Source organism: Cupriavidus oxalaticus (assembly GCF_038900635.1).
GTDB classification, from domain to species: domain Bacteria; phylum Pseudomonadota; class Gammaproteobacteria; order Burkholderiales; family Burkholderiaceae; genus Cupriavidus; species Cupriavidus oxalaticus_B.
In genome coordinates this window covers 363,168-386,271 of the sequence record NZ_JAYMRX010000004.1, presented here as the reverse complement: position 1 = coordinate 386,271, position 23,104 = coordinate 363,168, and the positions used below count along the sequence as shown (strand labels likewise).

Here is a 23,104-nt window from a genome sequence, read left to right as displayed (position 1 = left end):
CCTTCCATCTTGCTCCTCCCTCAACCGCCAAGCCGGCTAAGCATGCCTTGAATGGCCTGGATCTGGATTGCATTTCGCGAGTAGTAGTCGGGCCGCTCGGCATCCGCGCAGGAATATCCCCACCAGTCCCAGCAGCCGTCCGGGTTCTGCGTCAGGCTGTCATCCGTACCCTCGGCCTGCGGGTACAGCACGATGATATTGTTGCTGTCGGCAATGCTGTTGTAGCCCGTCGTCGTGATATACCGGTTGCCATAAGGGGGCTGGCTGGCGAAGTCGGACTGGCCGAAGGTGAAGTCGATATAGTTGTAGCCTTGCTTGCAGCCGTGCAGGGCGATATGGACCCTGGCCTCGGCGCCGTCCGCTACAGCCTGCGGCACATACGCATAGCCATATTTGCTCATGCTGGCTCGCGCCTCGTTGCCAAAGAACTCGCTCTGGTCGAAGCGCAGCAGGCGTCCGCCCGGACGTGGCGAAGGCGCGTGCAGCTTGCCGTAGATATGCCGCAGGATGCTGTGGGACTGGATGAATCCGCCGTTGTTGATATATGGCGGCTGGTTGGTGGCCAGCGGCGAATCCTCGGCATTGTCGGTGATGATCGAATGGCCGGCCGGCACGCTGTCGTCATAGAGGATGTCGTCAGCGCTGACGCCAAGCAGGCGGTAGAACTCACGGGTGCGTGCCACCACGCTCGAATACACCACGCTGTCCTCGCTGCCGGTGAAAACATAGACGCGATGCCCGGCAAGATTGGAAATGGCGTCGATTTCGCCGGCGAGTGCGGTCTGATGCGCCAGCTCGGCAAGATGCCTGGCGTCGGGCGCGGTCTGCGGCACCAGCGGGTTCATGCACAGATGCAGCGCATTCAGTTCGTAGGCATCCTCCGCTACCGCCGACGCCGAACGGAAGGACTCGGCACAGCGATATGGGCCGCCCGCGATTACCCCTGCGCCGCAAAAGCTCGACGAATGGGCCAGGTGCAACTGCACGGTCATGAAGGCGCCTGACGAAAGCCCCGAAATCGAGCTCTTTCCCTTTTCAACGTTATACGCGCCGAGCTGTACGATCTGGCTGTCAAGATTATCTGCCATGTCTCCACTTCCCTTGTTGAGATTCTGTCTGGCACCGGCATGACCGCACCAACGCCCGGGCGGGTTGCGATCGGGCGGATTTTCGTCACATCAGGTCTTGGAGCGGGCGCGCAGCGGCTCGCATGGTGCAATGCACAACTGATACTAGCCGAGCGACATGGGGGTTGCCAGACAAATCTTCGGCGGCAAGTCATGATGCGGTCACGATGGGCTGGCAGCTTCGCCGCTCCCGTGTCTGGCCCTTCAAGGTTGACCGGATGCGATCGGCTGCAACTGCCGCGCGGCCCCGTCAGCCATCGCAGCCGGCCAGTCAGTTGAGCGGCTTGATCCGACGGAAGGCGAGCAGCATCGCGAGGTCGTAAGCGATCTTCAGCAGGCCGCAGGCGACCAGCGGCGCGCTTGCATAGCCATGGGCCATCAAGGTAGCGGCGAGCGCGGGACTGAGCGCGGCAGCCAGGCTGCGCGGCACCGCCGTCAGGCTTGCAGCCGCCGCCCGTTCAGGCGGCGTGACGACGGCCATCACATAGGCCGTGCGGGTTGGCACATCCATTTGCGACAGCGCGCTGCGAACCAGCAGCAAGGCCAGGCTCATCGCCATGGTGGGCGCGAAGGCGGCCGCAATCAGGCACAGGCTGGAAGGGATATGCGTAAACACCATCGTGTTGAGCAGGCCGATCTTGCGCGCCAGCGGCACTGCGGCAAGCTGCGAGAACGTGGTGAGCAGGCCTGCCAGGAAGAAGAACTGGCCGGTCGCGGCGGGACTCAGGCCGAAACGCTGCATCAGCCACAGCGACAGCAGCGAATTGACGACGAGCCCGCCCGCGAACGCGTCCACGCTGAACAGCATGGCCAGGCGCAATACGATCGGACGGGACGGGCCCAATGGCGCTGTCGCCACGGGCATTCCATGGGGCTGCGTGGCAGGCAGGCGCGCGTAGAGATGCCACAGCAGCAGGCCCGTGATCCCGTAGAAAACGAACATCAGGCGCATTGCATCGAGCGACGACAGCCAGGACTGCCCGGCCAGCCATGCGGGGATGGCCGCTGCCAGTGCGCCCAGGGCGGATGAGAATGCCCCGATCAGGCCGTAGCGGGCGAACAGCGCTGTGCGGCTGTCGGGAGAGACCGTTTCCGCCAGGCGCGCGTGTTCCAGCGGCAGGAAGACGCTGACATCGCCGGAGCCGGGGTTGAGCGTGCCGACGAAGGCGACCACCAGAAGCGGCCACAGCGTGGAGAAACCCGCAAAGCCAAGCCCGGTCGCTACCATCACGGCAGCCGCCAGCATCAGCAAGCGGCGTTGCGGGAAGCGGTGCCCGACGATGCCGACCAGGATCGTGGCGAGGGCAGAACCGATCAGGGTTGCGCTGCTGATCAGGCCGACTGTCACCGGGTCGAAGCCCAGCGCCAGCAGGTAGGCTGGCAACAGCACGGCAACATAGCCATCACAGATGCCACGCAGCGCGCGGCCGGCCAGCAGCGGCAAGGCGTCGGCGCTTGCGCCGGAGGGCAGCGCGATGCGTTGAAGCCAGTGAGCGCTGGCGCCCGAGGGTTGGTTCTTATGCATAGGTCATGGCCAGCGCCGTACCGAATTCCGCCAGCATCGTCCTGGGGGCGGGGCCGTGCGGAGCAATGGGTCGCAACACGCCAGAGCGGTCAGGCGTGATGTGCAAGGGCTGCGCACCGGCACGTTACGCCGGGTGATGCGCCATCCAGTGCCTGGCGATGTCCTCGCGGCGGCAGATCCACACGTCGTCATGCCCGCGCACGTAGTCAAGGAACCGTGCAAGCGCCATGGCGCGCCCGGGATGACCGCTGACGCGGGAATGCAGTCCGACGCTCATCATTTTCGGCGCGCGCGCACCCTCGTGCCACAACAGGTCGAACGCGTCCCGCAGCATCCGGTAGAAATCGTCTCCAGAGGCAAAGCCGCCAGGCAGCAGGTAGCGGGCGTCGTTGTTGACAAGCGTATAGGGAATCATCAGCAGCGGCGGCGAGGCTGAGAACCAGTACGGCAGGTCATCGTTGTAGGCATCCGAACTGTAAAGGAAGCCGCCTTCCTCCTGGATAAGGCGCCGCGTGCCGGCGCTGACCCGACCCGTGTACCAGCCCACCGGCCGCTTGCCGCAAATGCGTTCGATCGCCGCGATCGTCAGCTGAATCTGGCGCCGCTCTTCGTCTTCAGGCACGTCACGATAGTCGATCCAGCGATAGCCATGGCCCGCGACCTCGTGTCCCGCGGCACTGAGCGCCAGCCCGATGCGCGGATTGAGCTCCAGCGCGCGACCGACCGCGAACGCGGTCAGCGGCAGGCCGCGCTCGGCGAAGAGGTCGAGCAACCGCCAGACGCCGGCACGCGCGCCGTATTCGTACATGCTTTCGACACTCCAGTCGCGCTCGGCCTCGCGCGGCGGACGGCCGGGCAGCTCATGCAGGTACGCTTCGGATCTCGCGTCGCCATTCAGGATGCACGATTCCGCGCCTTCCTCGATGTTGAGCACAAACTGCAGCGCCACGCGCGCGCCGCCGGGCCAGCGCGGATCGGGCGGGGAGTTGCCATAGCCGGCCAGGTCGCGCGCCTGCATCATCCCAGCTCAAAGGTCGTAATGCCAAAGATGCGCTTGTGCACCAGGCCGGGCGCTGGCCCGTGATACATGCGCGCGCAGCCGAACACTTCCGCCATGCCGTGCCGATGCGCCAGCGCCATGGCCGCCGGGTGGTTTTCCGGCACATCGAGGAACAAGGGGCCGCCCGATGCAAAGGCGGCCAGGCGTGCGTAGAGGGCTTCGGCCGCGTCAGCGTCGTCAGCAAACAGCGGCCCGATCTTGCAGCCTTCCCCGCACCGGCGCACCACGCCGAATCCGGCCAGCCGGCCCTGGCGCAAGCAACCCAGCGCCAGCGCGTCCGCCTGCCGCACCCATCCGCGCAGGAAGGCCTCGCGCGCGGCGGGAAAGCATGTGCGGTCGTATGCCAGCACGTCGTCGAAGGGCACCTCGTCCAGCAGGACGATCGCATCATCCGGGCGCGGCGGCTTTGGCGAGCGGGGCTGGGGGGTGGGCTGCGAGTCGGGCTGCGAGTCGGGCTGATCAAGCGGCACCTCCACACGAAAGCGCAGGTTGCGATGGGAGAAGACGAAGCCACCCCTGGCGTAGTAGTCCTGCATCGCGAAGACGCCATCCAGCCCGATGGCGGCACCGGGCCGCAGCCGCGCAAGCAGCCGGTCGCGGCGTGCATGCCACAGCGTATTGCCCAGCCCCCGGCCACGAAACTCCGGGCGGACGATAAAGAAGCCCATAAAGCCGAACTCCCCGTGGTACGAGGTGATCGCGCCCCCGCCGATCAGCTCGCCATCCAGCTCCGCGGCGATAAAGGCGTCCGGGTCCGTGGCCCAGAACAGCGCCGCGTCGTGAAGGCCGGGGTTCCACCCCTCGCTTGCCGCCCATCCGACCAGCTGATCCAGCTCGGCGCGCGTCATGCTCCGAATCACAAGATCGTCAGGCATCGCAATCTCCTTTGGACGGCTTCAGGACTGTGCTTGCTGGGGGGAGTGCCGCCATGTCCAATCGGCGTGGTTCCCGGAGTCGCAGCTTGTGCAATGCAAACAGAACGCAACTTCAGCACGGTGTCTCCGGATGATTAGACGCTTTCTCCACTTTAGGATCAACTGGCGGACTTTCACCTAAAGTTGTCAGTGATCGACGGCGGTTCTTGTCATCCACACCGCGGTGAGCACCGTACCAGGCAAGGAGAATCGTAATGGCCCAAGGATTCGACACGATCATCATTGGCACCGGACAAGCCGGCCCCGCGCTCGCCGCGCGGCTGGCCGGCGCGGGCATGAAACTGGCCGTCATCGAGCGCGCGCGTTTTGGCGGCACCTGCGTGAACACCGGCTGCATTCCCACCAAGACCCTTATCGCCAGCGCGTACGCGGCCCAGCTGGCGCGGCGGGCTGGCGAGTACGGTGTGACCGTCGGTGGGGCGGTGGCCGTCGACATGAAGCGGGTGAAGGCACGCAAGGACGAAATCTCGGGCCGGTCCAGCAGCGGTGTGGAGAAGTGGATGCGTGGCCTGGAGAACGTCACTGTCTATCAGGGTCATGCCCGCTTCGAGAGCCCCGATAGTGTGCGAGTCAATGGCGAACTGCTGGAAGCCGACCGGATTTTCGTGAACGTCGGCGGCCGGGCCCTGGTTCCGCCCATGCCCGGGCTGGATCAGGTCTCGTACTTCACCAATTCAGGGATGATGGAGGTGGATTTCCTGCCTGAGCATCTGATCATCATCGGCGGCAGCTACATTGGCCTCGAGTTTGGCCAGATGTACCGGCGTTTCGGCGCCAGGGTGACCGTCGTCGAAAAAGGCCCGCGCCTGGTCCAGCGCGAAGACGAGGATGTGTCGCAGGCAGTGCGGGAGATACTGGAAGCCGAGGGAATCGAAGTCCGGCTCAATGCCAACTGCCTGAGTGCGCGCAGGGACGGCGATCATATTGCCGTCGGGCTCGATTGCGCGGCCGGCGCGCCCGAAGTCCACGGCTCGCACCTGCTGCTGGCGGTCGGGCGCGTGCCCAACACCGACGACTTGGGGCTCGACAAGGCAGGGGTCGAGACCGACGCCCACGGCTATATCAAGGTAGACGAACATTTGCGCACCAATGTCCCTGGCATCTGGGCGCTTGGCGATTGCAACGGCCGTGGTGCCTTTACACATACGTCGTACAACGATCATGAAATCGTTGCTGCCAACCTCCTCGACAATGACCCGCGCAAGGTGGCTGACCGAATTGCAGCCTATGCCATGTTCATCGATCCTCCGTTGGCCCGCGCCGGCATGACCGAGAGCGAGGCGCGGCAATCCGGACGGAAGGTGCTGGTCGGTACCCGCCCCATGAGCCGCGTCGGACGGGCAGTGGAGAAAGGCGAGAGCCTGGGCTTCATGAAGGTGGTGGTCGACGCAGACACGCGGATGATCCTTGGTGCCACTATCCTCGGACTGAACGGTGACGAGGTGATTCATTCGCTGCTCGACATCATGTATGCCAGGGCGCCCTATACGACGGTCAGCCGCGCGATGCACATCCATCCCACGGTGTCCGAGCTGGTGCCGACGCTGCTGCAGGACTTGAGGGATCTGCTTCCCTGAGGTCGATAGAGCCGGGTCGGCGACAGGACCGCGCAGTGCAACGGGAGTCGGCGGACGCGTGCACTGATCGGTGCTTGAGTACCTCCTGTCAGGAATTTCCTACGAACGATTCAGCGCGTCCGGATGCGTATTGTTGTCCCTCACCGAAGGCATTGGCGGTGTTCCGCACCTAGCCTTGAATCAAGGACGTGCCGATGCAGCGTGCGGTACCAGTGAGGCGTGCCTCAAGAGGAGTGACACGATGCGCAAGACAGATAATTCGTTACACGCGCTGGTAGAAAAGTGGTTGTCGCCCAGCGATGCCAGCCCGGCTCGGGTCGCCTGCTTCAGGCACCTTGCCAACCATAAGGGTTGTGTCGTGTGTGTCGAATCGGCCCAGGCGACGCGGCGCCTGTCCATTGCCTTCTTCCGCCACCGCAATGGCGGGTGGTACGTGTTTCCGCCTCTCGCCGGCTGACGGCATCCCCGAAATCAATCGGCCGGATGCTCGCCGGAAGACTCGATGACATTCGGATGGCCATGGCGCGCATGGCGTGGCTCGAGCAACCGATGCAGCAGCAGTCCGAGCGCGGCACCTGCGCATTGCGCCAGCACGAATCCCGGTACGCTGCCCGGCGCAATACCGGCGAAGCTGTCGCTGAACATCCGTCCAAATGCCGCCGCCGGATTGGCGAACGACGTGGAAGCGGTGAACCAGTAGGCTGCACCGATATACGCCGCGACCATGGCGGAGGCACGACCGTTCGGGGCGCGCAGGATAACCAGCAGGAGGCCGGCAGTTGCGACCGTTTCTGCAATCCATTGCCCCGGGCCGCTACGCACCTTGGCGGAGAATTGCAGGATCGTCATGTCGAACATGGCATGCGCCAACCATGCGCCGAGCACCGCGCCGACAAGCTGCGCGGCGATATACGGAACCAGTGCGGCGCCAGGCAGTTCTCCTTGCGCAACCATGACCGAACTGACCACCGGGTTGAAATGTGCGCCACTGATCGGGCCGAATACTTCGATCAGGATGTACAGGCCACCGACGGTTGCGGCCGTATTGGCCAGCAGCGCCACGGCGACATTGCCGCCTGCAAGCCGCTCGGCCATGATCCCCGAGCCAATCACGACGGCGAGCAGCAAGGCTGTTCCAAGCGCTTCGGCGGCCAATCTGTTGCGCAAATCAATCACGGCGCTCAACTCCTGGAGATGCGCTCAAGCTGTTCCTGCAACTCGGCGTTGCTCATCGAATCCAGCGGCAGCATCAGCAGTTGCATCATCCGATAGCCGATGGCCTGCCGGGTCAGTTCGAAGGCCTGGCGCTTCCCTTCATCACCGCCTGGCGCATTGGAGGGATCGGCATATCCCCAATGCACCTTGACCGGGCTTCCCGGCCAGTACGGGCATTCCTCGGCCGCCGCGCTGTCACAGACCGTGATGACGATGCGCATCTCCGGGGCACCGTCGCCAGTGAACTCATCCCAGCTCTTGCTGCGATAACCGCTGGCGTCGACGCCGGCGTTGGCGAGCGCCTCGATGGCAAACGGGTTGATCCGTCCGCTGGGGGAACTTCCGGCACTGTAGGCGCGTATGTCCCGGCCGAATTGCCTGGCCAGATGGTTCAACATCCCTTCGCTCAGCACGCTGCGGGCTGAATTATGGGTACAGAGGATCAATACGTTAGTCGCCATGGGGTGTGTGAAACAGAAATAAATGCGGGGAAGACTTCACCCGCTGCCTGTCACATACCGTGAAGACGAAATCGGGTTGTCGCTTATTGTCCTGATGGCGCACGCTCAGCAGCAGGAAGGTTCGGAGTTGACCGCAATACCGATCGGCTTTCCCTTCGGGGCGCGAGGCGCGCAACAAGCCGATTCCTGGCCAGACGCATCGATGTTCCGGGATTCGCCATACACCGGCACATTGCCAAGCGTGTGGAAGTGCTCCCACGCGATGCCTTGCGGATCCGTGACCCAATACTTGTCGCTTCGGGCATAGCAGCAGGTGGTCTCGCCTTCGTCGAGCAGCGCCATATCGGCGGCTTCGGCGCGCTGCTTCAGCTCGGCCAACTCGCCAGCATCGTCGGTCTGGAAGCCGAGATGGTCGACGCCGGTCTCCGCACCGCGCGTCGAAATTGCGAAATTCACGCGCGGATCCTCCAGCATCCATTTCGCGTAGTCTTCTTTCACGACAGTGGGTTCGGCGGCGAAGAGGGCCGAGTAATAACGGATGCTCGCGGTCAGGTCGGCGACGCTGACGTGGACGTGGAAGCGTTTCATGATTTCGGCTCGGAGGCGACGGAGCAGTTGGACACAGGAGAGCACGGATTGCCGCCGCAGCAGTTCTCCGTGAGGAAGCCCAGCAACGCGTTCATGGTCTCGAACCGGGCCATATAGATGATGGAGCGTCCGTCCTGGCGACTTGAAAGCAGTCCGGCGCGGTGCAATTCCTTCAGGTGGAAGGACAGCGACGACGCGGGCATTTCCATCAGCTCGGCAATGCGGCCAGCCGGCAGTCCTGGTGGACCGGCCTGAACCAGCAGCCTGAACACGGACAGCCGGATCGAATGAGCAAGCGCGGCAAGCGCTTCAAGGGCGTTATCGGCTTCCATGTTTCCAATATAGTCGAAACATGGAAACCGATAAAGTGAACTTTCTATGACACGTAGAACGGGCAGTTGGGCTGAGTTACCTGACGGTGAGTGAAGTGAATCCCGGCCGTGTCCGGAGTGCCGTGTTCCAGGCCAGCGCGCAGGCACCGAGCGCCGACGCTGCGGGAGGCGCGCGGGCCATGGCGGCGGCCAGCGACCAACTCATCGAACAGATCTTCCTTTGGGTTGCTGCCAGATAGCGCCAGACAGGGGCAGGCTGCAATCACGAGAAACGTTCGGTCAGGATCTGTGCGGAGAGCTCGCGGCTCTTCCAGAACATGTGATTAATACGGCCGACATACTTGTGCAGCGTTTCGTTGTCCACCTCATGGAAATCCAGGATGACCGACGGGCGCGTGCCGTCTCCCGGCACCTGTTCGATGGCATCGCTGGGAGGAAATCCGTATTTGTCGAGGAAGGCGCGGACTTCTTCATCCGTGGTCCCCGGTTCCACATTCGTCAATAGCAGGCGTGACATGGTTACCCCTTGCGTCAACATGGCGGCCATCAGGGCAACTTTGCCTGATTTGCCTGATTTGCCTCGTATCTGGCCACCGCCAGGTCGAGGGTGAAGAACATCCGTTCATGCGTCAGCGTGTCGCCCAGCGGCGAGCGGCGCACCATTTCCAGCACGTCGGGGTTCAGGCCGACCAGCCAGAGCAGCACGCCGTCGTCCTCGCGCAGTTTTTTCTCCGCATCCGCGAGCATATGCAAGGCCGTGTACTCCAGGTCCGAGACGCCTGACAGGTCCAGGGCCACTACGCCTGGCCTGGCTTCGGCGACCAGCGGGCGCAGCTTGTGGCCGATACGCCTGGCATTGGCGAAATAGATCCGTCCTTCCGGCCGCAGCATGAGCAGGCCCGGGATGGTTTCATCCTGGGGGTGGTTCTCGGAACGAGGCCGGAACACATTGGTACCCCGCTTGCGCGCCAGCACGTACACGGGCGGGTCGGAGGTCTGGTAGGCCAGGGCCAGCATGGACGCGATGATCGCCACGACGATGCCCTGCAGCGTGCCAAGCACCACGACGCCGGCCATGGCAATCAAGGCCCAGCTGAACTCCGTGCGCCTGACATGCAGAACGGTGCGAAACTCGGCGGGCTTGATCAAGGTGGCGGAGTAGACGATGACCACGGCGGCCAGCGTGGCTTCGGGCATCAATCCCACCAATGGCGCGAGTATCAGCATCGTGCCCAACGCCGCCAGCGCGGTAACCAGGCCGGCGAACTGCGAGCGTGCCCCGGCCATCTTGTTGACCGCGGTCTGCGTCGTCCCGCCGCCGGCTGCCATGGCGCCAAGGAAAGCGCCGGCGAGGTTGGCGATGCCTGTCGCCAACAATTCCCGGTTCGCCGCCGGCGGCGATTCTCCGCTTTGCGTGAACGCGCGTCCGGCTGCGATGCTTTCGGTAAAGCTCATCAACGCAATGCCAAGTGCCCCGGGCCATAGCCGCTGCATCAAATCCACATCGGGAAGGGTGACAGGCGGCACGCCGGTCGGCACATTGCCAACGATGGCCACGCCAAGGGCCGGGAGGTTAAGCAGGGAAACGCCGGCAATGCCGACTGCCACTGCAATCAGCGGCGCGGGCGCGCGTGGCAGCCAGTGCTCCATGGACAACAGGGTTGCGACCATCGCAATTCCCACGGCAGCGGTGGCCAGGGAGGCGTGCGGAACGCCCTGCACGATGCCAAGCAGGTTGTGGAAGAACGTTCCTTTCTGCAGATGAATCCCAAGCAGCTTCGGGATCTGGTCCACCACAATGACAATGCCAATTCCCGCCTTGAACCCGATCAGCACTGGCTCGGAGATAAAGTCGGCAATAAAGCCAAGGCGCAGCAGTCGCGCTGCGATAAGCATGGCGCCGACCAGGAACGTTATCGTGGCCGATGCGGTGACCAGGGTCGCCGTGCCGGGATTCGGCCCCAGGCTGGAGAAGGCGGCGGCAACGAGGATCGCCAGCGTCGTCGTCGTGCTGACGCTGAGCGTGCGCGAACTGCCGAGCAGCGCATAGACCAGCATGGGGACGAACGCTGTGTACAGGCCGACCTGCACCGGTAGTCCCGCAATCGTTGCATAGGCCAGCGCCTTGGGGATGACCACTGCCGCGACCGTCAGCCCGGCGATCACGTCGGGCGCCACCCATTCCTTCTGGTAGCTGCGCAGCCAGCCAGGCAGCGGCACGCTCGCGGCGCCCAACGACAGGCGGCGTGCACGAAGCATCCTGCTGCGCAGCGTGGAGCGAGAACGATGGTCCGGTGCCCGGTGCGGCATGGCTTTCTGCTGTCCGTCTTGCCTGTTTGGGGCCTGGCGTGTGCTGAGTTCGCGTGAAGTGGCGCCTACAGTTTGGTTGCCTGCCCGCTGTGAGTCAAACTGCTGTAACGGCAGCGCCCACGTGGCCAGCATGTTGCGAGCTCATCCATCCGCCCGGTGTGTCTCTTGCGTTTCTTTCCAGCGAGCGAGCTTTGTCGTGCGTCCGATGCCGGGATTGTGAATTCACAAGAACGAATCGCAAGTGGAGTTGCCATGGACGAAACCTCTGCCGGCGCAGTCGGCAAGCACATCCTGCCCCATCACGTGATCGGCGAATTCGCCAGGGTTCTCTGGTATCTCCGTACAGTGCTGTTCATCCTGTTCATCCTGTTCGGCCTGCTTGCCGCGGTCATGCACTACGCGGGCGGGGCTGTCGATGCCGCCACCCATACACCGGCATCGGCCGGGCAGGTCGCCTATTTCTGCGCCATTACCGCGTTGACGATCGGATATGGCGACGTGGTCCCCACCACCGACATTGGTCGCGTCGTCGCGGTTCTGCTTGGCATGCAGGGTGTGCTGATCACGGGCCTGGTGACTGCCGCGGCAGTCTACGGCGTTCAGGCCGCTGCCCACCGCCAGGGCATCGAGACGCGCTGATCCAGCACGCGTGACTGCAGGCACCGTCCTCCAGTTCGACTGAATGATAGGTCTGGTGAATGGAAGGAATCACTGTGCGCACGACCGTTCGATGCCAGCCGATGTGGAGCGAATTTGGCAAGTTTCGGACGATGGACTACATTGCATGCATTTCCTCGTGCCGCCGTCCCTGCATGGCACGCGGATTGTGCATGCCAGCGAACCGCCGCCTGCCCAGACCGGAGCGCTGCCCGGTGGCGGAAGGGTGGCGTGCCGCGTTTGCATGTCGTTCACCTTGCCATATCGGACTGCGCCTTCAGTAGCCACATCCGGAGCGCAGGACCGTCACAAGAGGTCCGGGCCTGGGAGGGTTTCATGAGCACAGTCGCCATACTCCTGTCGGCTTTCATCCTGTCCGTGGTCGGTCTGCTCGTGTTTATCGTCAGCGTCCGCTACGGATGGCTGGACGGGTCCCAGAAGGCCGCCGAGGTGATATTCGCGCGGGATGAGATCGGGCGGACCGAAGAACCCGCAGTCACCAGCCAGCAGCGTTCCGCGTTGCAGGCTGTCGCCGGCCCGGCCGAACCGCCGGCGCCATCGCCGACTCTCGACTCGGACCTGTTCGCACGGGCCGAAGCCGATCGTTCGTCATCGCTGGTGGTGTTTATCTTCCTGTGCAGCGCCATGGCATGGCTGCTGGTCGCCTCGCTGGCCGGCCTGACGGCTTCGCTCAAGCTGCATATGCCGGATGCGCTGGCCTCGCAGGCGTGGCTGACCTTCGGCCGCGTCCGCACGGTTCACCTCAACGCAGTGGCCTATGGCTGGGCACCGATGGCCGGCCTGGGCATCGCGCTCTTCGTGCTGCCGCGCGTGCTGAAGACACGGCTGGTCGGCGCCAACTACGCATTGCTGGGGGCGATGCTGTGGAATGCCGGCCTGGTCGCCGGCCTGGGCAGCATCGCGGTCGGCCTGACCGACGGCATGGAGTGGCTGGAGATTCCGTGGCAGGTCGGCATCTGTTTCGCGGTCGGCGGGGCCCTGATCGGCATGCCGCTGGTGCTCACGCTGCTGTCCACCCGGGTCAGCCACCTCTATGTGTCGGTCTGGTACATGGGCTGCGCGCTGTTCTGGTTTCCGGTGCTGTACCTGGTCGCCAAGTTTCCGCTCATCCATTTCGGTGTCGAGCAAGCGACCACCAACTGGTGGTTCGGGCACAGTGTGCTGGGTCTGTTCTACACGCCGCTGGCGCTGGCATCTATCTACTATTTCCTGCCGAAGATCATCGGCCGGCCAATCCAGTCGTACGGCCTGTCGTTGCTGGGCTTCTGGACGCTCGCGTTCTTCTACGGGCAGGTTGGGGGGCACCATCTGGTCGGCGGACCGGTGCCGGGGTGGATGATCACGCTCTCCATCGTACAGAGCATGATGATGATCATCCCGGTGGTCGCGTTCACGGTGAACCTGCACCAGACCATGCGTGGTCACTTCAGGGCGCTGCTGTACTCGCCCACGCTGCGTTTCGTCACGCTGGGCGGCATGATGTATACGCTGAGTTCGATCCAGGGATCGTTCGAGGCGCTGCGCAGCGTCAACGTCATCACGCACTTCACGCACTTTACGGTCGCCCATGCGCACCTGGGACTCTACGCCTTCGTCAGCTTCGTGTTCTTCGGCGCGATCTATTTCATCGTGCCGCGCATCACGCAGCGGGAATGGCCATATCCCGGCCTGATCGCCGCGCACTTCTGGTGTGCCGCGGTGGGCGTCGGCATCTACTTCGTGGCCCTGACGATCGCCGGCACCCTGCAAGGCCTGGCCATGCTCGATGCCGCCAGGCCCTTCATGGATTCGGTCACGCTGACGGTGCCTTACCTGCAGGCCCGTTCGTTCGGTGGCGGGCTGATGGTGCTCGGGCACGTGTGCTTCATCGCCAATTTCGTCTGCGTGATCCTCGGGCTCGGACCCAACCGGGACAAGCCGGCCATGTTCCCGCTGGCCGATTTGCACAAGGCAGGAGCCGGGTCATGAGCAATATCACGCTGCTGATCGGCGCGGGCATGGTCATGCTGGCGCTGGCGACCAGCGCACTGGTGGTGCTGCCCTATATGCAGTTGCATGACATCAAGCCGGCGGCAGGGCTGAAGCCCTATACCTCGGCCGAGCTGCGCGGCCGGCAGGTCTATATCAGCAACGGCTGCATCTATTGCCATTCGCAGCAGCCGCGCGACCCGTCGTTCGCGCCGGATGGCAAGCGCGGGTGGGGGCGGCCCTCGGTGGCGGCGGACTACTACTATGACCGGCCGCACCTGCTGGGCACCATGCGCACCGGGCCGGACCTCTTCAACATCGGCGCACGCCAGCCGAGCGCGGACTGGCACCTCGGCCACCTGTACCAGCCGCGTGCCTACGTGCAGCAAAGCATCATGCCGAGCTACCCGTACCTGTTCGATGTCAAGGAAGCTGCGGATCCCGGAGAACGGGCCCTGACGCTGCCTCCCGGCGCCGCGCCGCCCGGCATGGTAGTGGTGGCAACGCCCGAGGCGCTGGACCTGGTGGCCTACCTGAAGGCGCTCGACCATACCTACGCCGCGCTTGCCACGCTCGACGACACCACGGGCAAGACCGGCAGGTAGCGCCGGCACGACGACTTCCGGGATCCGAGGCCATGCCAGACCAACCGTCATCGATCCAGCCCTCGCCGCAGGAACAGCGCGAGCATGCCGACCCCCGCGAATCGCAGACGCCGATTCCCAAGAGCGTCGTAGTGCTGGTTGCCGCGCTCATCCTGTGGGGCATCTACTACATTGCGCAGGCACCGATCAACATTCCGTCCGAACTCGGGGATGGCCGCACGGTCAGTGCGCTGGCCGGCAAGAAGGCTTCGGGCAACGGCGGCAAGGCAGACGGCGCGGCCATTTATTCGGGGCAGTGTGTCGCCTGCCACCAAGCGACCGGCCAGGGCCTGCCCGGCGTGTTCCCGCCGCTGGCCGGTTCCGAGTGGGTGCAGGGCAAGCCGGAAACCGCGGTGGCGATCGTGTTGCATGGCATCACCGGGCAGCTCACGGTGAAGGGCGGTACCTTCAACGGGGCCATGCCGCCCTTCGGCGCCCAGCTCAACGACGCCGAGATAGCCGCCGTGGTGACCCACGTGCGAAGCCAGTGGGGCAACGCCGCGCCGCCCGTGTCGGCGGAGCTGGTCGGACAGGTGCGCGCCGCGACCAAGGACAAGACCAGCCCCTATGATGGCGACAAAGAACTGGCGCCGCTGAAGTAGGAAGACCGTGGACATCCAGCAATTGCCCCGTCCCATTGGCCTGCGCGCGGCAGGCGCGGCCTGCGTGGTGTTATCCATCGGCTTCGCGGCGGCGCTGGCCTGGCTCACGCAGGGATTGCAGTCGTGGACGCTCGACGAGCGCAGGATCGAGCGGGCCGCGGCAGGCAGCCTGGTGGCCGCACCGATCGCGCTGCGCGATGCGCAAGGCGATCGCTTCGCGCCGTGGGATGCCGCGTCGCCAGCGTCGCAGGTGTACCTGGTCGATTTCATCTACACGCGCTGCGAGACGGTCTGCGCCGCGCTTGGCACGCAGTTCTACCGGCTGCAGCAGCGCATCCGGGCAAGCGGGCTGGAAGGCCGGGTCCGCCTGCTGTCGATTTCCGTCGATCCCCAACACGACGACACGGCGCGCCTGGCCGCATACAGCCGGCAGCAGCGCGCCGATCCCGGCATCTGGCGCATCACTGCGCCGGTGCCACCCGCCGGGGAGCAGTCACTACTGAGCGCGCTGGATGTCGTGGCAGTTCCCGACGGCATGGGCGGCTATGTCCATAACGGGGAGATCCACCTGATCGATGGCCGCGGCGTTGTCCTCGGCCTGTACGACTACAGCCGCTTCGACCAGGCGCTCGACGCGGCGCGGCGGGCCGTGCGATGAAGCTGGCGAGGATGGAGGCCGTGCAGGCCGCCGTGCCGCAAACCGCGTGGGTGCTGTGGTGCCTGCTCGGCCTGCCAGCCATCCTGCTGATCGCGCCCGTGCGCGAAACCCTGGAAGCCAGCATGGCGTTGCAGATGCTGGTCGAGGTCCCGATCCTGTCGGCATGCGGCTTTGCCGCTTCAGCCATGCTGGCGCGCCGCCACCGCGAGCGCCCGGCCACGGAGGCGGTGATGCGCCTGGGGCTGGCGCCTTTGCTGGGCGCTTCGCTGTGCCTGATGTTCTGGATGGTGCCGCTGGCGCTCGACCTGGCCAGGCTCGATGCCGGCGTCAACGGCGCCAGGTATGTGTCGCTGATGCTCGCCGGCGTGTCGGCGGAGCACGGTTTGCGGCGCGCGCCGGCGGCCGTCCTCCTGTTCTTCGGCGGCAATCTGATCTGGACGCTGGCCACCGTCGGCATGCTTTTCCATGATGCCGACAGCCGGCTGTGCGCCAACTACCTGCTGCCTGACCAGCGCCTGGCAGGTACCGGCTTGATTGTCTATGCCGTTGCGGTCACCGTCGGACTGGCGCTGTACCTGCGCCGCCAGCCAGGCTTCGGCTTCTCGTCATCACCGCCGGGGCAGGAAGGCGACGTACGGCGATAGCGCGAACGTCCGCCTCAAGGCGCGAGCCACAGCATCGCCGCGTGAAGCAGCACGCCCACGGTACCGCCGACCAGCGTGCCGTTGATGCGGATGTACTGCAGGTCGCGGCCGATTTCCGATTCGATCTTCGCGGTGATCTCGTCCGCGTCCCAGCTCTTCACCACTTCGGCGATCAGCGCGGGCACCTGGTGGCGGTACCGGCCGACGCCTGCGTGCACGAGCTGCAGCCACCAGGCATTCAACCTGTCCTGCTGGGCCGGATCGTCGCGGATGGTGGCGCCCAGCGAGGCCAGCATGTCAGCGACCATGGCGCGCATCCAGGAGTCTTCGCGCACGGCCTCGGCGCTGAGCCACACGCGCAGGCGCTGCCACAGCACGCGATAGCTGTCCTCGCGCTTCAGGTGGCGGATGCAGTCGCGCATCCAGAGCTGGCCCGTGCGGCGGTAGCGCTCGGACGTGCGCAGCCTGGCGATCTGCTCCTGCATGGCCTCGTCGAGCTGCAGCCGCAGCGGGTGGTCGGGCGAGGAGCGGACTTCATGGAGCAGCGCGATCACGCCTTCGACGAATTTGTTGACGATATAGGCGTCGAGCTGGACCGGCGTGTAGCGCGATGCCTCGCTGAACTTGGCCTGCAGCAGGCCGGCATTCTCGGTCAGCCACTGTTCCATGGCGCGCAGGCCGCGATCGAGCAGTGGCTGGTGCCGCTGCTTGTCGGTCAGGACCTGCAGCAGGTTGCCGGCAAGCGCCGAGACATCGAGCGTGCGCAGCCAGGGCAGGGCGCTGCGCTCGAACAGGCGGGCGACGTTGTCGTCGTCGAGCACCTGCAGCAGCGCCGGAAGCGAATCGACGACGGGATCGGCCAGTGAGCGGCTGTTGGCGGGCACCGCCAGCCAGGCGGCCGCGGCCTTTGCGGTGTTGTGGGTGCGCAGGCGGTCGACAATCAGTGCCGGCGCGAGGAAATTGCGCTCGACAAAACTGCCGAGACTTTCGGCGATGCGCATCTGGTTGCGCGGAATGATTGCCGTATGCGGAATCGGCAGGCCGAGCGGGTGGCGGAACAGGGCGACCACCGCATACCAGTCGGCCACGGCGCCTACGGTAGCCGCTTCGGCAAATGCGCGCACCCAGGCGAGCCACGGCGCCAGCGAAGGGTAATGGGCCTGGCCAAGCGCGCTGAGCAGCAGCAGGCCGAGCATGACTGCCAGCATGGCCGTTGCCGCATTGCGCATGCGGCGCAGCCCGGTCTGTCCTCGCGCGACAGGCAGGTCCGGTGTGGAACGCGGCAAGCCGGCATCGCCATCGGCGGGAAAGCTCAATTTGGCTCCTCCCGCAGGAACCTGCGGATGACCGGCGCGACTTCCGCTGCACGCGCGACCAGGAACAGGTGGCCATCGTCGACCACATGGAGCCTGGCCTTGCGGATGCGTGCCGCCAGGATCTTGGCATTGGCCAGCGGCACGATCGGGTCGTCGTTGCCATGCATGACCAGCGTGGGCTGGCGCAGTGCGCCGAGCCACGGCAGGCTGCTCCAGCCCCAAGCGGCAAGCAGCTGGTAGACGTAGCCCCTGCCGCGAGGCGGCTGGATATGCCGGCTGTGTTCGCGCAGCAGGCCGGGATCGCGACGGTAGGTGCCGCCGTAGATGTCGCCGCCGACCCGCTGCAGGTAGGCCGGATCGGTGTAGCGGCGCGGCCCCAACAGCCTGGCCAGCACGGAGAGCTTGCCGGGCACCATGATCACGCCCGGCGACGTCGCGGCAAGGATCAGCCGCCGGCAGCGTTCGGGGTACAGATGGGCGAATTCCTGCGCGAGCGCGCCGCCCCACGAGACGCCAAGCACGTCGACGGGACCGTTGTAGCCCAGCCGCGTCAGCAGCTTGTCCGCCATCAGGCTCAGCGTGGTGAAGCGATACGGGATCACCGGCGTCGGCGAACCGCCCACGCCGGGGATATCGAAGATGATGATCTCGACGTCGTCGAGCGCCGCGACGAATGGCTCGACCAGCTCCAGGTTGGCGCCGATGCCGTTGAAGAGCAGCAACGGCGGCCCGGCATGGCTGCCGCGGCGGATGCCCACGCGCAATTCCCTGCCTTCCAGTTCGACGGTGCGGATTTCCATCCTGCCGCCGGTCTCGGTGTCACGCTCAGCTTGAGTCATCCGGGTGTCCTCGGCACCGGCGCCCGGGGGAGGGCGCCGGCGAATACGCATGGTAACGCGCAATTAGTGCGCGGGCTTGAACAGGGCCTTCAGTTCCTCGACGTTTTCTGCCAGGCGCTTGCTGGCGACGGCGACGCTGTCGGCCTGTGCCTTCTGGGCGATATCGGCCAGTTCGCGCAGGTTGGCCAGCGCCTTCTGCAGCGCATGCCGGGCCAGTTCCACGTTGCCGGCAACGGGCGTGCCGGCTTCGGCCTTCTGCAGGAGCCGCGTCTGCAGCTCGGACAGGGCGCCGCGCGCGATGTCCGCCTGCTTCTGGCCGAACGCCTGGACGCCGTCCAGCAGGGTCAGGTTCACGGTGGTCAGCGCGGCAAGGTCCTTGCGCCGGGATTCGCGGATGGCCGCGAAGTCGAGGCCGGGCAGCTTGAATCGCTCCAGCACCTTGGTGTACTCGGAAAAGAGTTTGGTCGGATTGGTGGTTTCCATGGTCTTCATCCTGAAGTTGACGTTGATAAGCAGGGTCGACGGGCGTACGTGACGGCTCAGGCGCCGGTTACATAGGTGCCCGGGGCGTCGGCCAGTGCCGGGTAGCGGTCGCTGCCCACCGCGGCCGGGGCCGCGCGCCGTTCGCCCGAACGCTCGGCCAGCCACTGGCTCCAGTTGTCCCACCACGAGTCGCTTTCCGTGGTGGCGCCGGCCAGCCAGGCGTCCGGGGCGGCGGGCAGTTCCGGGTTGAGGTAGTACTTCGCCTTCGGGTTGCCCGGCGGGTTGATCAGGCTCTGGATATGGCCGCTGGAGCTCAGCACGAAGCGGGTCGTGCCGCCGAACGTTCGCGCCGTGTTGTAGACGCCCTTCCACGGCGTGATGTGATCCGTGATGCCGGCAACGACATAGGTGTCGCACTTCACGGCCGACAGGTCTACCGGCGTGCCCAGCACGGTCAGCGCGCCCGGTTTGGCAAACAGGTTGCCGGCGAAGATGTCGAGCAGCTGGCCGTGGAACTTGCCCGGCAGCCGCGTGGTGTCGTTGTTCCAGTAAAGGATGTCGAACACCGGCGGCGCGTTGCCGAGCAGGTAGTTGTTGACCCAGTAGTTCCAGACCAGGTCGTTGGGCCGCATCCACGCGAACACGCGGCCCAACTCGTCTCCTCCGAGCACCCCTTTGAGAATGCTGTTCTGCTTGGCTGCTGCGATGCTCTCCGGCGTCGCGAACAGGCCGATCTGCGAGTCGGCGGTGCTGTCGAGCACGGCGACCATCAGCGTGGCGGCGTTGACCAGGCGTTCGCCGCGGGCCTCGAGGTGGCCCATCAGCGCGGACATGGTCATGGCGCCGGAGCAGGCGCCGTGCAGGTTGACGTCCTCGCTGCCGGTGATCTCGCGCACGGCGTGGATGGCCTCGATGAGCGCGCTCACGTAGGTGTCCATGTCCCAGTCGCGGTGTTCGACGGTCGGGTTGCGCCAGCTCACCACGAACACCTGGAATTCGTTCTTCAGCATGAAGTCGACGATGCTCTTGCCCCTGGACAGGTCGAACACGTAGAACTTGTTGATCTGCGGCGGCACGATCAGTTGCGGGCGGCCGTAGACCTGGCCGGTCGCGGGCGTGTACTGGATCAGCTCCAGCACTTCGTTGCGGAAGACCACGGCGCCGGGGGTGGTGCCCAGGTTCCTGCCCACCTCGAAGGCGGACATGTCCACCTGCGACGGCATGCCCTGGTTCCTCAGCAGGTCGGTCACGGCGTTCTTCAGGCCCGAGATCAGGCTGGCGCCGCCGGATTCGACGATCTTGCGCAGCGCGGCCGGGTTGCCGAGCAGCGTGTTGGTCGGCGCCAGTGCGTCCGTGATCAGCTGCAGCAGGAACTGTGCGCGCTCCTTGCTTCGGTCGTCCAGCCCGGAGCGCTCGACGTAGCCGTTCAGCGCGTTGCACCATGCCAGGTAGCTCTGCATGGCGATCCGGTAGAACGGGTTGCTCTGCCAGCCCGGGTCGGCGAAACGCTTGTCGCCCTTCTGCGGCTCGGCGGTGGAGTTGCCGGACAGCGTGGCCATCAGCTCGCGCGCCAGGGCGGCCTTCTGTTCCAGCAGCAGGGTGGGCTGGCGCACGGCCTGTGCGCCGACCTGCCGTACTGTGTCCAGCACGTCGCACGTGCGCAGGCCGATGAACGGATTGAGCCTGGGCTGGCGGATGGCCGGGTCGATGATGTTGTCTGCGGTGGCATTCATGTCAGTGCTCCTCGGTCTCTGCATCGGCCTCAGCGTGCCGCGACCAGCATCGCCAGCGATTCCGCCAGCAATGCGGGCTTGTCTTCTCCCTCGATTTCGAGGGTGTTCGCCATCCGGGCGATGACCCGGCCGCCGCCCTTGTCTTCCACGCCTAGCAGGGTCACGCGGTTGCGTACCCGTGCGCCGGCCTTCACCGGCGTGAGGAAGCGCACCTTGTCCAGGCCGTAGTTCAGGCCGGCGCTCGCGTCCGGCGGGACCAGGCCGACATCCATCGACAGCGCCGCCAGCAGCGACAGGGTCAGGTAGCCGTGGGCAATGGTTCCGCCGAAGGGGCTTTCGCGCCGGGCGCGCTCCACGTCGACGTGGATCCACTGGTGGTCGCCCGTGCATTCGGCGAAGGCGTTGATCCTGGCCTGGTCCACGACAATCCATTCCGACACGCCGAGTTCGCGGCCGACGAAGTTGCCGAGGCTTTGCATGCTGTATCCGGGGATGCTCATGATGTTGTCTCCTTCATTCGTTCAGACGGTGAACTGCTCGCGCATCAGCTTCTTGTTCATCTTGCCGATGCTGGTCTTTTCCAGGGCCTGGACGATCCGGATCACCTTTGGCACGGCGTACTTCGAGATCTGTCCCTTGTCGCTGAAGGTCATCACGTGCTGGCGGATTTCCTCCTCGATGGCGAGGATCGGCGCATCCGGCTTGAGGACGACCAGCGCGACCGGGCGTTCGCCCCACTTGTCGTCCTTGATGCCGATGACGGCGACTTCCGACACGCGCGGGTGCTGCGATATCAGGCTTTCGATTTCCAGCGACGACACCCATTCGCCGCCGGACTTGATCACGTCCTTGATACGGTCGGTGATCTGGATGTACCCGGCTTCGTCAATGTTGGCGATGTCCTGGGTATGCAGGTAGCCGCCTTCCCACAGCGTCTCGGACGCCTCCGGGTTCTTGCGGTAGCCCTGCGTGAGCCATGGGGCGCGCACCACGATCTCGCCACAGGCCTTGCCGTCGCGCGGCAGGTCCTTCATTTCCTCGTCGACGATGCGCAGGTCCACGAGCGGCACAGGGAGGCCGGTCTTGCAGCGCAGGCGCACCTCATCGTCGATATCGGCCGGCTTTTCGCCCGGGCCGAGCTGCGCCAGGCTCATCAGCGGGCAGGTCTCGGACATGCCGTAGCCCGCGAAGATGTCGATGCCGCGCTCAAGTGCGGCGCGTGCCAGGCCGTGCGGCAGCGCACCGCCGCCGATGACGATCTTCCAGTTGCTGAAGTCGGCGGTCTTCGCCGCCTCGCAGTTCAGCAGCATGTGCAGGATGGTGGCGACGCAATGCGAGAAGGTCACCCCTTCCTCACGCGCCAGCCGGACCAGCTGGTCGGGCACATAGCGTCCCGGATAGACCTGCTTGACGCCGAGCACGGTGGCAACGTACGGCATGCCCCACGCATGCACATGGAACATCGGGGTGACCGGCATGTAGACATCGCCGCGGTGAAAGCGCTGTCCAGACACCGGGCTCGCCAGCGCGGCCATCGCGGTGATGGTGTGCAGCACTAGCTGGCGGTGGGAGAAGTACACGCCCTTCGGCAGGCCGGTGGTGCCGGTCGTATAGAAGGTGGTGGCGCGGGTGTTTTCGTCGAAATCGGGGAAGTCGTATTCGCTCTGGCTGGCGGCGAGCATCATTTCGTATTCGCCCCAGAACGGAATGGTGTGCGGGGCGGCAGCGCTGCCCTGCTCGTCGATCCAGACGAAGACCCGCACCGTTTCGAGCTGGTCCTTGATCGCCTCGACGACTGGCAGGAAATCCGTGTGCACCAGCAGCACCTCGGCGCCCGCGTGGTTGATGGTGTAGGCGATCTCCGCCGGCGAGAGCCGGATGTTCACCGTCTGCAGCACGGCACCCATCATCGGCACGGCGAAGTAGCACTCAAGGTAGCGGTGGCTGTCCCAGTCCATTACGGCGACCGTGGTGCCGCGGGTAACGCCGAGCGAACCCAGGCCATTGGCCAGGCGGCCAATGCGCTCGCCCAGCTTGCGATAGGTCTGGCGGTGGTCGCCGCGATAGACGATTTCCTGGTCGGGTGCCTGCGTGAGCGGGGTATGCAGCAGATGCTTGATGAGCAGGGGGTAGGCGTAAGCCAGGGGTGATGTGTCAGACACCTGATCCAACATGAAGGTCTCCAGAACGAAGGGGCGAATCTGCCGGTGCGCTGGATCCGTCAACCCTGTCAGGCATCAGGCAGCGCCTTGTTGGAGACATATTGGCTTTGCGGGAACGAGTCAGTTATCCCCCGAAGAGGGGAGCGCCATGGGGGAGCCCCATTAGGAGCCCCGGTGGGAGCGACATTGGGAGCCACATTGGGACCCCATGTGCAGCGCTGTGTGCGGCGCTGTGGGAAGGCCTGCG

General features: G+C 65.1%; 24 protein-coding genes. 8 read left to right on the top strand and 16 right to left on the bottom strand.

Going from position 1 to position 23,104, the window contains the following annotated elements:
- Positions 1-20: 20 nt before the first annotated feature.
- From VSR71_RS10315 to VSR71_RS10300, 4 genes are all read right to left on the bottom strand, one after another.
- Complete coding sequence (locus VSR71_RS10315; RefSeq protein WP_342913762.1) at positions 21-1,088, bottom strand: extracellular catalytic domain type 2 short-chain-length polyhydroxyalkanoate depolymerase; 1,068 nt, start codon at positions 1,086-1,088, stop codon at positions 21-23.
- Positions 1,089-1,398: 310 nt separating this feature from the next.
- The gene (locus VSR71_RS10310) at positions 1,399-2,652 is read right to left on the bottom strand and encodes an MFS transporter (RefSeq protein ID WP_342913761.1); all 1,254 of its coding nucleotides are present in this window, start codon (positions 2,650-2,652) and stop codon (positions 1,399-1,401) included.
- 124 nt (positions 2,653-2,776) lie between these two features.
- Positions 2,777-3,673 (bottom strand): allantoinase PuuE, encoded by an 897-nt coding sequence (puuE, locus tag VSR71_RS10305; RefSeq protein WP_342913760.1) that lies wholly within the window; start codon positions 3,671-3,673, stop codon positions 2,777-2,779.
- A complete protein-coding gene (locus VSR71_RS10300) occupies positions 3,670-4,587 on the bottom strand; it encodes a GNAT family N-acetyltransferase (RefSeq protein WP_342913759.1) in 918 nt (305 codons plus the stop codon). The genes puuE and VSR71_RS10300 overlap by 4 nt, the downstream gene beginning before the upstream one ends.
- Before the next feature lie 254 nt (positions 4,588-4,841).
- Here VSR71_RS10300 and VSR71_RS10295 point away from each other — a divergent pair, with 254 nt between their 5' ends.
- Together VSR71_RS10295 and VSR71_RS10290 are read left to right on the top strand one after the other, a co-directional pair.
- A complete protein-coding gene (locus VSR71_RS10295) occupies positions 4,842-6,224 on the top strand; it encodes an FAD-containing oxidoreductase (protein WP_342913758.1) in 1,383 nt (460 codons plus the stop codon).
- A gap of 241 nt (positions 6,225-6,465) precedes the next feature.
- Complete coding sequence (locus VSR71_RS10290) at positions 6,466-6,681, top strand: hypothetical protein (RefSeq protein WP_342913757.1); 216 nt, start codon at positions 6,466-6,468, stop codon at positions 6,679-6,681.
- 14 nt (positions 6,682-6,695) lie between these two features.
- Here the strand turns inward: VSR71_RS10290 and VSR71_RS10285 are convergent, their stop codons facing one another.
- From VSR71_RS10285 to VSR71_RS10255, 6 genes are all read right to left on the bottom strand, one after another.
- On the bottom strand, positions 6,696-7,400 hold the full coding sequence (locus VSR71_RS10285; protein ID WP_342913756.1) for an MIP/aquaporin family protein: 705 nt from the start codon (positions 7,398-7,400) through the stop codon (positions 6,696-6,698).
- A gap of 5 nt (positions 7,401-7,405) precedes the next feature.
- Positions 7,406-7,900, bottom strand: coding sequence for an arsenate reductase ArsC (locus VSR71_RS10280; RefSeq protein ID WP_342913755.1), 495 nt, complete (start codon positions 7,898-7,900; stop codon positions 7,406-7,408).
- 105 nt (positions 7,901-8,005) lie between these two features.
- The gene (locus VSR71_RS10275; protein WP_342913754.1) at positions 8,006-8,488 is read right to left on the bottom strand and encodes an ArsI/CadI family heavy metal resistance metalloenzyme; all 483 of its coding nucleotides are present in this window, start codon (positions 8,486-8,488) and stop codon (positions 8,006-8,008) included.
- The gene (locus VSR71_RS10270) at positions 8,485-8,820 is read right to left on the bottom strand and encodes a metalloregulator ArsR/SmtB family transcription factor (RefSeq protein ID WP_342913753.1); all 336 of its coding nucleotides are present in this window, start codon (positions 8,818-8,820) and stop codon (positions 8,485-8,487) included. The genes VSR71_RS10275 and VSR71_RS10270 overlap by 4 nt, the downstream gene beginning before the upstream one ends.
- 262 nt (positions 8,821-9,082) lie before the next feature.
- Positions 9,083-9,367, bottom strand: coding sequence for an RNA-binding protein (locus tag VSR71_RS10260; protein ID WP_428979380.1), 285 nt, complete (start codon positions 9,365-9,367; stop codon positions 9,083-9,085).
- The gene (locus tag VSR71_RS10255; RefSeq protein WP_342913796.1) at positions 9,367-11,079 is read right to left on the bottom strand and encodes a SulP family inorganic anion transporter; all 1,713 of its coding nucleotides are present in this window, start codon (positions 11,077-11,079) and stop codon (positions 9,367-9,369) included. The genes VSR71_RS10260 and VSR71_RS10255 overlap by 1 nt, the downstream gene beginning before the upstream one ends.
- A gap of 303 nt (positions 11,080-11,382) precedes the next feature.
- Between VSR71_RS10255 and VSR71_RS10250 the strand changes: the two genes are divergently transcribed.
- From VSR71_RS10250 to VSR71_RS10225, 6 genes are all read left to right on the top strand, one after another.
- Positions 11,383-11,769: a potassium channel family protein gene (locus tag VSR71_RS10250; RefSeq protein WP_342913752.1), complete on the top strand. Its 387-nt coding sequence runs from the start codon at positions 11,383-11,385 to the stop codon at positions 11,767-11,769.
- Between the two features lie 354 nt (positions 11,770-12,123).
- The gene (locus VSR71_RS10245) at positions 12,124-13,776 is read left to right on the top strand and encodes a cbb3-type cytochrome c oxidase subunit I (protein ID WP_342913751.1); all 1,653 of its coding nucleotides are present in this window, start codon (positions 12,124-12,126) and stop codon (positions 13,774-13,776) included.
- Positions 13,773-14,381 carry a cbb3-type cytochrome c oxidase subunit II gene (locus VSR71_RS10240; RefSeq protein ID WP_342913750.1) on the top strand — a complete coding sequence of 203 codons (609 nt, stop codon included), beginning with the start codon at positions 13,773-13,775 and terminating at the stop codon, positions 14,379-14,381. The genes VSR71_RS10245 and VSR71_RS10240 overlap by 4 nt, the downstream gene beginning before the upstream one ends.
- A 32-nt stretch (positions 14,382-14,413) precedes the next feature.
- Positions 14,414-15,022, top strand: a complete 609-nt coding sequence (locus VSR71_RS10235; protein WP_342913749.1) for a cytochrome c — start codon at positions 14,414-14,416, stop codon at positions 15,020-15,022.
- Between the two features lie 22 nt (positions 15,023-15,044).
- Complete coding sequence (locus tag VSR71_RS10230) at positions 15,045-15,680, top strand: SCO family protein (protein WP_342913748.1); 636 nt, start codon at positions 15,045-15,047, stop codon at positions 15,678-15,680.
- A complete protein-coding gene (locus tag VSR71_RS10225) occupies positions 15,677-16,324 on the top strand; it encodes a hypothetical protein (RefSeq protein ID WP_342913747.1) in 648 nt (215 codons plus the stop codon). Before VSR71_RS10230 ends, VSR71_RS10225 begins: the two co-directional genes overlap by 4 nt.
- Positions 16,325-16,338: 14 nt before the next feature.
- Here the strand turns inward: VSR71_RS10225 and VSR71_RS10220 are convergent, their stop codons facing one another.
- The 6 genes from VSR71_RS10220 to VSR71_RS10195 all read right to left on the bottom strand — a co-directional run bounded on the left by VSR71_RS10220 (position 16,339) and on the right by VSR71_RS10195 (position 22,869).
- A complete protein-coding gene (locus VSR71_RS10220; RefSeq protein WP_342913746.1) occupies positions 16,339-17,640 on the bottom strand; it encodes a DUF445 domain-containing protein in 1,302 nt (433 codons plus the stop codon).
- The gene (gene phaZ, locus VSR71_RS10215; protein ID WP_342913745.1) at positions 17,637-18,479 is read right to left on the bottom strand and encodes a poly(3-hydroxyalkanoate) depolymerase; all 843 of its coding nucleotides are present in this window, start codon (positions 18,477-18,479) and stop codon (positions 17,637-17,639) included. The genes VSR71_RS10220 and phaZ overlap by 4 nt, the downstream gene beginning before the upstream one ends.
- 63 nt (positions 18,480-18,542) lie before the next feature.
- The gene (locus tag VSR71_RS10210) at positions 18,543-18,962 is read right to left on the bottom strand and encodes a phasin family protein (RefSeq protein WP_342913744.1); all 420 of its coding nucleotides are present in this window, start codon (positions 18,960-18,962) and stop codon (positions 18,543-18,545) included.
- Between the two features lie 56 nt (positions 18,963-19,018).
- Positions 19,019-20,695: an alpha/beta fold hydrolase gene (locus tag VSR71_RS10205; RefSeq protein WP_342913743.1), complete on the bottom strand. Its 1,677-nt coding sequence runs from the start codon at positions 20,693-20,695 to the stop codon at positions 19,019-19,021.
- Positions 20,696-20,724: 29 nt separating this feature from the next.
- Positions 20,725-21,195, bottom strand: coding sequence for a MaoC family dehydratase (locus tag VSR71_RS10200; protein ID WP_342913742.1), 471 nt, complete (start codon positions 21,193-21,195; stop codon positions 20,725-20,727).
- Between the two features lie 21 nt (positions 21,196-21,216).
- On the bottom strand, positions 21,217-22,869 hold the full coding sequence (locus VSR71_RS10195; protein ID WP_342913741.1) for a fatty acid--CoA ligase: 1,653 nt from the start codon (positions 22,867-22,869) through the stop codon (positions 21,217-21,219).
- Positions 22,870-23,104 lie beyond the last annotated feature (235 nt).